This is a genomic window from Spirosoma profusum (assembly GCF_014699005.1).
Lineage (GTDB): Bacteria > Bacteroidota > Bacteroidia > Cytophagales > Spirosomataceae > Spirosoma > Spirosoma profusum.
Genome location: NZ_JACWZY010000056.1, coordinates 22,656 through 30,958 on the forward strand (window position 1 = coordinate 22,656; position 8,303 = coordinate 30,958).

Consider the following 8,303-nt stretch of genomic DNA (forward strand, 5'->3'; position numbering starts at 1 on the left):
TACTCCTGTTTTTTTATGAATAGATTACGCGTTAAAGCTCTATTTGAAATAGTAATTTTTATATCGCCAATAATTTTTTCAAAGCATGGAACGATATAATTGTTAATGGAGGTTTTTGTCGTGAAATATATCCTACAGGTAATTCTACAGCTGTAACTACTAATGATATTATTTTGAAACGTTCAGGTACTGCAAGCCCTAACCATGTAAACAATTGCGCCGGATTCTGCTCTAACCATGCATGGCGATTTACGTGCTTAATAATCATTCCCCCATCTGCTTCTCTACCAAAATATTTATCCAACTCACCTTTCATTTCATAAATATTACGCGCTGGAACAGTATTCTTGCACTCTAGCGAATAGACAATGTTATTAGCAGTATCCCAAGCTAACACGTCTATATCACCATATTCTGGATCTGGTATTTTTACTTCATGTGGAATAACCTTAAGCTGGGTATGTTCACGTAGCCAAAGGTAAACTTCTCGCCTGTAATCGTCACCTTTAATGTGGTTGATTCGGCTAGAAACAGTTTTAAAATGGTTATATTTAGGATCATTAAATCGACCATTAAATAGTAAGTATAACAGATTGTGAAGAGCAGCCGTCACGTGGCGAAAACCAAACATATAAGACGTCACCCCATTCTTTACTTCTTTATAAAGTGGCCTCCGTATATAAGATAATTCACGATTATAGCGCCACGGATAGATGTCATCCCGCTTATAATTATGAGGAGGTGTAATTAATGTTTTTCTGGCTTTTAATGTCAGTAAATGTATTCCTTTATCAAATGCATCACGATCATAACCTGGGGCAAACTCAAGAACGGCGTTATAGAGGGCTTCTTCTTCTAAATGAAGAACTGAAACTTCTCGCGAAGTAGCTACTTGAGCCAATATAAACTGTAAACTGATATACTCTTTAAGAGATAAATCAAATTGCATCTTGAAGGCTATGTCTAGTTCCTCCAATACGGGCTCATCGTTAACAAGGTGCGGTTCAGATTCTGGTTTTTTGGGCTCTTGCTTACGGGCAAAATTCTCCATGTAATCAGTTACTTTCTCCTCAGTATATGCGTGGAAATACGTCGCTAAGTAATTCTCTGGGAATGATTTATCCGTACCAATACGCCCTGATGGCAATAAACCCATCTCCATATCATCAAGTCCCATGCTGATAGTATCAGACATGGCTCCCCATTGAAATATTTGCTCCGTGATTGCCAATAATCGATCCACATTATCTTCGGTAACTAACTTTATTCCATTTGTGGGTATTGCTGCCGCAAACTCGATTAGGCAGCGGATAGACAAGGCAACTAGGACTAAGTTTTCTTCACTTTTTTTTAGCCGTTCTACTTCAGACGGATAATCACTAAAGCAAGCTATTTGGGCTGGTATCAGGATTTCGTCATACTCTCGCTTATAAATGATCGCTTCATTCTTAAGCATCAAGTAACGGACTAATTCCGCCGTATTATATTCAGTAAGTTGAGAGCCTAAATAGCTGACTAAACCTGCAACGACTTCATGGCAAAGTATGTTCTTATCTTCAGCATGTTCTATTTTTTCAGGAATAACGCGATCTGGCGTTAAAAAAGAAGTTAGTGTTTGAAGAATTTGGCTCGTATCTGCATCTGGTATATCACGTGCTGGTATAGGTAACCAACGAGGATCGCTCCGGGCATCTATGTGGGCAGGAATATTTAATATCATTCTCTGCTTTGGATTGCTCATAGCATCGGCAATCAACAGATCAATATCATCTTCACGAAGGGCCTCTTGTTGTGTTTGAACATATTGCAGTTGATTAAGACCCTGCAAGACTTTCTTTACTATCAATTGCTCAGCGACGCTTCCTCCCGACATAAGCGGTTGTATTAGCTGCCAAGGTATATTTAGTGTAAAGTTTAAGGGATTTTGAATAGTAAGGCCAATGCTTATTGTATCACTCGATATTGATTGAAGATCGTTTTCAGAAATATCATTATTAAGCATTTTCTCATCAAAGATGAGTTCAATCTCCACAGGAAGTTTGTTAAGAGGCTCTATGAGTAAGTCGATCGTAGGTAGATGCAATAACCAGTATAAGATCGCTTCAGCAAATCGGTCAGCCGTTGTCCTAGTTTCAATATCGCGGGCTTGAAAATTTTTAATCCACACCGGGCTATCGTAATAATCTAATACAAGCCAGCTTTCAGGAGATGGTTGAACTGGATTATAAATAGGTCCATATTTAGCATACTTCTCTACTGGAATATGGCCCCATGTACCATCCATATCTCGAATAACAGTGTGTTTATCAGAATATTGAATACGATTAATTCGATACGTTTCTGCATACCCAGGCTCAATCATCATCCCTGTGACTGAATCATCAGAAGGAAAAAAGCTTTCATGATTATCCAGGTAATAACTGAACATGTCTAGCTTATCAATGCTAAATACCTGTATTGTTTTTTCAGCTTCATCTAAAGCCTTAGCAAATTTCCATAAGGTCAGTTTATTAATCTTCGGATCACTGAGCAGAAGACTTAAATCAAAATTTGTGAATTGTATTAGCCACGTATTGTCAGGCATTTCACCTAATGGTAAGCTAATTTGATCCCCAGAGAGGCCAGCGACTAGCAGTAACAAGACTTTTACAGGAACGGGCTGGCTACTAGACAACTCATTAACAACATGACGAATTTTTTCTTCTAAAACTCTAGGATCAATATCTGTTCGATCTGGTATATAAATTACATATCCATAGATATCAGCATCTATTTTATAAAACGAGTCATAGTCACCCCATACAAGATCAGGTAATGTATCTTGAGCAGGTCGCCAACCAATTTCATACAATTGAAATGTGAGGGAAGCATTGGCTTGGAGATGGTATTCCGTAACAAGTTGATCATGTATACCAAAGCGTTCCGCTTGCTCAAATATGTATCGATTTAATGCAGTGAGCAGTGATGTAGGAACAGCTAAAACATAGCCACCTTCTACCTGCACTAATGGTTTACTCAATAGCGGATTGTCATCATTGAAATTGCTGAAGTCTAGTTTAACATCACTAGATGTAATAACTAAATCGAAGAAACTTTCAACGGGAATTCCTAATTCTTCACTTTGTCGTTCAAATACAATTCGAGGAAGAAAGCAGAATTCCTGTAATCTGTCGAGTTGACGTGTAAACGTGATCTTGTCTCGGTGCAAACCGCTCCCAGCCATATACCTTTGATAGTCGCCTTTACGCGCTATCGTATTAGATATACGTAGAAAGGGTAGCACGACTCCTTGGATCAAATGCTTATAATCTTCAGGAAAATTACTTTGTGCTTGAAAAATAACTAGCAAAAGACGCTCTAAGACAACATAACTGTCTGACTCTATGCCAGGAAAAACGACAGTGTTGCCTGCTAAAAAAGGAACATTAGCTGTAAAGACACTTTCCGTCGGGTCTTCCATATAATCCACGGCAAAATGCTTAAGCACAAAGTCTTGGAATTGCGTTTGATCAAAACTTTTATCCTCAACTGTACAGTATTTTGCAGCAAACCAAGCAAGCCTTTCCAGTCGTAGGTTTTTCCCATGATTTTCTGGCAACAGTAATAGACTTGCAATAGCAGAAAGGGTGAGAGTTCTATTTTGCTTTGATAAAAAAATTTTGATTGGATCAGCGGGTTCTTCTTTATTACCCTCATAAATGCCTTTGGATAAACAGCATTTTTTATATTTCAAACCACTACCACAAGGACAGTTAGCATTACGATTTATTTTCGTCATATAGTCTTCAAAACATTTATAATGCTCGAACTATGCAAACAAAAAAACTGCTATCACCATTCCACTAATGTGGTATAGCTTTTATATCGTTTGTTCTTAATCGATGTTTATCTCTTTCTTCTTATATTTTGCTTTTGACGTTCACGAATAGCTTTCATTTCGGCAACGAGCTTTTCGTGCTCGTACTGGGTTTTCCCATGCACCATAGCCCTACTATAATCGTTGGGAGTATTGTCGTTTGAAGACTTCAAAATTTTATCCAATAGCTCAGGTTCATGTTTGGCCAGTTGATAACCATGATTATAGCCCTTGACGAACTCTGGAGATGGTTCTTCGTCTTCTGTCATGGCTAAAAGATTTCTTTAGTGTGGCGAGATAAATAGTCGTTGATGGAATCGCTGTCGTACAAGATAATTTTTCTCTCAGGCTGCGAAAACCGGATACTGCCTTCATCACGGAGTTTCTGCAAAGTCGTTTTGCTCTGAATACGCAACTTTTGCATGGCCTCGCTGCCTGAAATCCATTTATCCTCCCTGACTGCTTGCTGTTGCTGAACCCGTTCAAGGACCTTGTCAATCAAGGCGTAAAAAGCGTCGTCGTGTAGACAGATAACTTCCATTGTGCTTTTTTACCAAAATAGAGAGTCTACCGGTAAAAGCTACACGAACTACCTAAATACTGACTTTTAGTCATGACCGTTTTATTTAACGGACTAATAGTCAACTGGCCACTTATTTCATTTACTCAACTCATCCCAAAATTCGTTCATTGTAATTGTCCAGAATATTGACTGGTAACCCTTTGAGATAAATTTCGGTGGTTTTTACACTGGAATGACCAAGCATTGTACTGATAGCGGTGAGCGGAATATCGTGTAACATGGCCTGGGTCGCAAATGAATGTCGGCTCACATAGCTTGTCAGATTTGAGTCAATCCCACATAGTGAAGCCAGGAGCTTTAGCTTTTTGTTATATCGTTTTCTGGCCCACTGAATGTCCTTTTCACGAAGGGTTGGCGAGTCTCGTTTCAGGATTGGAAAGACGAACTTGGAATCGGGAGTTTGTTGCATGTAGTGAACCAGTATGCTTTCAAGCTGCGGGGTAATCTTGATATCATAGAGCTTGCCCGTTTTTCGCCGACGATACCTCACGCGTCCATTTTCGACAGAGCTTTTTTCCAGATAAGCCATATCCGCGAAGTTCATTCCGTACATCATATAGCTAGCAACAAAATAATTCCGCGTATTGAAGCACAGATGATTAGCCGGAATGTCCAATTGAATAATCGTTTTGAGAAACTCTCCGTCCAAAGCCCGTTTTTCAGTAGGAGCAGTCTTAATTTTATAGTCGTCGAACGGATACAATTCCTTATCGGCTATTCCAGACTTAATGGCCTTGTTGTAAATGGCCCTGATTGTCCGCATGTAGACAGCTAAGCCATTCGCGCCATTGCCTTTACTTTTGTGATTGGTCTCAAATCTGGCAAGGAAATCGTATGTGATCTCCCTAAACAATAAATCCTTGCCCTTGCGGTATTCCTTCAAAACACTGATCAAGCCTTTATACGATCTGGCCGTACCAACCCGATGCGCTTTAATCAGTTCATCCACGCATTGACTGGCGAATTGCAGAAACGAATCCTTGGCTTCTTTCTGCGTAATCCGGTCTTTCAAGGATGTGATCGACAAGGTTTGAAGGGTGCCTAATTCATGGAGTTTAAGAATGATGTCCATAGCATCAGTCTTCTCTTTCTCGATCTGATTATTCAGTCGGGTCACGGAACTGACGCCCTTGTAGCTTTTTTTAATAGCCCGTTTCTTCTCATCCCAATCTGCTACAGCAACGCTTATTCCAATGGGGATAGAGGTTGTTTGTGCATTATGGCCCAGCCTCATAATGACCGGATAGGTGCCGTCCTTCTTGGCACGGCGTGTATCTAAGGAAATCACGACGTTTGTGTTCATGAATTAAAGATACAAAAAATTTGCACAAGATTTGCACAAGAAATTCGTATTTAAACGGTTTTTTCTGAAACTACTTATTCTATAATTGATTAATAATCAGCGTATTATAAACCATATTGAACCATATTAAACCAATAATCTGCTGACTGTTAATCAGAGGGTCGCTGGTTCGAGCCCAGCTTCGGGAGCCTGAAAATCAACCGTTTAACAGAAATGCTGAACGGTTTTTTCATTTAGGGTCACCACAAGGGACACCACAGATTACAGAATTCATAATTTTAATCTTTCAATTGTCAATGGTTCGTTAGTTTTCAAGCAGCAATACATCCAAAGCTATAAAATTGACTGACTTGTGTCTGATTAATCGTCAACTTGGCTGAATCGGGTAAGCTGCTAATAAACCGATTAAGTAGTAACTCGTTGTGATAGCGGGTTTTAACATCTGCCATTGAGAAGGCTTTGCGTTCAGCTTGATTAGCCCTTAAGCCCCCTTCCACCTTGGCCACGTTGATGGCTGATAGGGCCAGGTTGGTGTGAAACTCCAGTTTGTTGACCGAACGGGCTTGAGAGTGCGAAAGACCCGTATGCTGTTTGGCATCGCGAATCAAAAACTCCTGTTGGTAACGTAGCCGGTAATAACGTACCAGATCAAGACCCGCCAACTTGAGGGCAGTCGAGAAGTAGGCCCGGTAACTTTGCACAGAACCGTTTATACCGACTTGCTGGACATAGGCCAAGCGAATTGTTCGCTTGAGAAATACACAGTTAACCAGAGCAGTATACACCCGCTCGGTAGCGGACTCACTGACCAGTTCAAAGCGATTGAGGTCCGGGTTTTTGAGGTCAATCTTGCCATCATACTGTTTAGGTGCTCCTTTCCCCGTCCGGCGGGGCCCGCTGTAGAGATAGCGCAAATTCGCATCCTGCCTTAAGAGCGAAATGATCTCCAGGGCTGAGCCAGCCTGAATGCGGTCAATAAAGTTCTTCTTGGCAAAGTAGGCATCTACGGCCAGGTAGCTACTCAAGTTCAGTAGCTTAGGAGCTGACCAGAGCACGACCTGGGCATAGTGGTCGATCAAGGAAATGTCCTTACCGGCTCGTTCGGCTGGCCCCGGCGTGAGGGCAGCATCCAAATGGAAGGCTGTGTGATAGTCCACATCGATAGCCGACAAAAGCCCCAGTTCTAGACCCAGCAAGGCGCGACCAGCACAGCCCGACCAGTACTTGCCCAATCCGGGAGTTTTGGTTCCGCTTTTGGGCAGGTAAGACGCATCGAAGGCCAGCAGGTAGTGGCCTGATCCGTGTTGGTGGAGGTAGGTGGCGTTCATGGTGGTAAAATCGTGATAATCTTCAAAGTGGTATCGGGCCGTTTGCTCGGTATAGGTGTCGGAATAACGGGCGATCATCAGGAAGTTGATGCGGCTCTTCAGACTGAGGAATATGTGCAGGGCATGAGTCAAAAACTGAATGCGGGGCTTGGTCAAACCGGGTGTTTTGGCTACTATTGTAGCCAATGAAGCGAAGGCTTCACTCATGGCATGGTTGGTTTAAGGAGGTCGAAGTCCCAAAACTACCATGCCTTTTTTATACCCCAGAAATTACCGAACCATTGAATTGTCATCGCAATCTGATTTCAGGAGTCTCTACTTTGAGAGCTGTTTTTCGGTTTGTACACATAAGTAACGCTACATAAGTTGGTCTTACAAACATGTATCGTGCACCTCTCCCGCCTGACTTCTGAACGAAGGTATTACCAAACATCTCACCTCGGCTTTGCTAAAAAGATACATATATTATTACCTCACCATGGTTGTCGGATGGTAATTGTCAATGAGAAATAGTCGCATTAAAAATTCTGACCGCTCAACAACCAAAAATTGTAACATTTTCTTATCTGTTAATACCGAAAATATTACAATTTTTAGCAGGGCACCTGATAATAATGCTACAGTTAGAATATGATAAGCAGCCAGAAGCCGAATTAAGATGGCTTTACAGGGCTGAGTACCCCAAAGCGAAGTTTTTAATTACATCCAGCTTTTAAGTAATAACGCTTAAGAAATTTATCATTTAGTTAACCGCATATGCTAAATAGTAATATTTGATTCTCTAAAAATATTTTGTTGCTTGCATATATATTTTCCACATCAATAATGTAATGATATGATCAAACTTGTACTTGGGCTATCTTTCTTTTTATTACTGTCAACTTTTAGAGTCGGCTTTGCTCAGACACAGATAAGTGGCTCTGTTTCTGGAATATGGACTAAGGCACAAAGTCCCTATAGACTTACTGGTGATGTGACTGTCCCAACTGGTCAGACTCTGGTGATTCAGCCTGGTGTAGTGATTGAAGTACCCAACTGGTCCACTGACCTGATCGTCAACGGCACCCTGCTGGCTCAGGGCACAGCCACTGACTCGGTTTACATCCGAGGCAAGGCCATACCCCAAGATAATATTTCCACTCATGGGGGCAGTATCTTCTTCAATGCGGGTAGTTCAGCCTCCATCCTGAACTATGTCTCCATCGACCGCATGGGTGATACCTGGTCATTTGG

Annotated in this window: 6 protein-coding genes; 1 reads left to right on the forward strand and 5 read right to left on the reverse strand. The window is 41.3% G+C overall.

What is annotated here, in order from left to right; translation table 11 throughout:
- Nucleotides 1-58: 58 nt before the first annotated feature.
- From IC229_RS32820 to IC229_RS32840, 5 genes are all read right to left on the reverse strand, one after another.
- A complete protein-coding gene (locus tag IC229_RS32820; RefSeq protein ID WP_190892840.1) occupies nucleotides 59-3,778 on the reverse strand; it encodes a YecA family protein in 3,720 nt (1,239 codons plus the stop codon).
- Between the two features lie 107 nt (nucleotides 3,779-3,885).
- Nucleotides 3,886-4,125: a hypothetical protein gene (locus tag IC229_RS32825; protein ID WP_190892842.1), complete on the reverse strand. Its 240-nt coding sequence runs from the start codon at nucleotides 4,123-4,125 to the stop codon at nucleotides 3,886-3,888.
- Between the two features lie 2 nt (nucleotides 4,126-4,127).
- Nucleotides 4,128-4,397 carry a helix-turn-helix domain-containing protein gene (locus tag IC229_RS32830; protein ID WP_190892843.1) on the reverse strand — a complete coding sequence of 90 codons (270 nt, stop codon included), beginning with the start codon at nucleotides 4,395-4,397 and terminating at the stop codon, nucleotides 4,128-4,130.
- Nucleotides 4,398-4,527: 130 nt separating this feature from the next.
- Nucleotides 4,528-5,742: a site-specific integrase gene (locus IC229_RS32835; RefSeq protein ID WP_190892845.1), complete on the reverse strand. Its 1,215-nt coding sequence runs from the start codon at nucleotides 5,740-5,742 to the stop codon at nucleotides 4,528-4,530.
- 311 nt (nucleotides 5,743-6,053) lie between these two features.
- The gene (locus tag IC229_RS32840) at nucleotides 6,054-7,277 is read right to left on the reverse strand and encodes a transposase (protein WP_190892853.1); all 1,224 of its coding nucleotides are present in this window, start codon (nucleotides 7,275-7,277) and stop codon (nucleotides 6,054-6,056) included.
- Between the two features lie 766 nt (nucleotides 7,278-8,043).
- Here IC229_RS32840 and IC229_RS32845 point away from each other — a divergent pair.
- A partial coding sequence (locus IC229_RS32845; protein WP_190892855.1) for a hypothetical protein occupies nucleotides 8,044-8,303 on the forward strand: 260 nt, incomplete at its 3' end.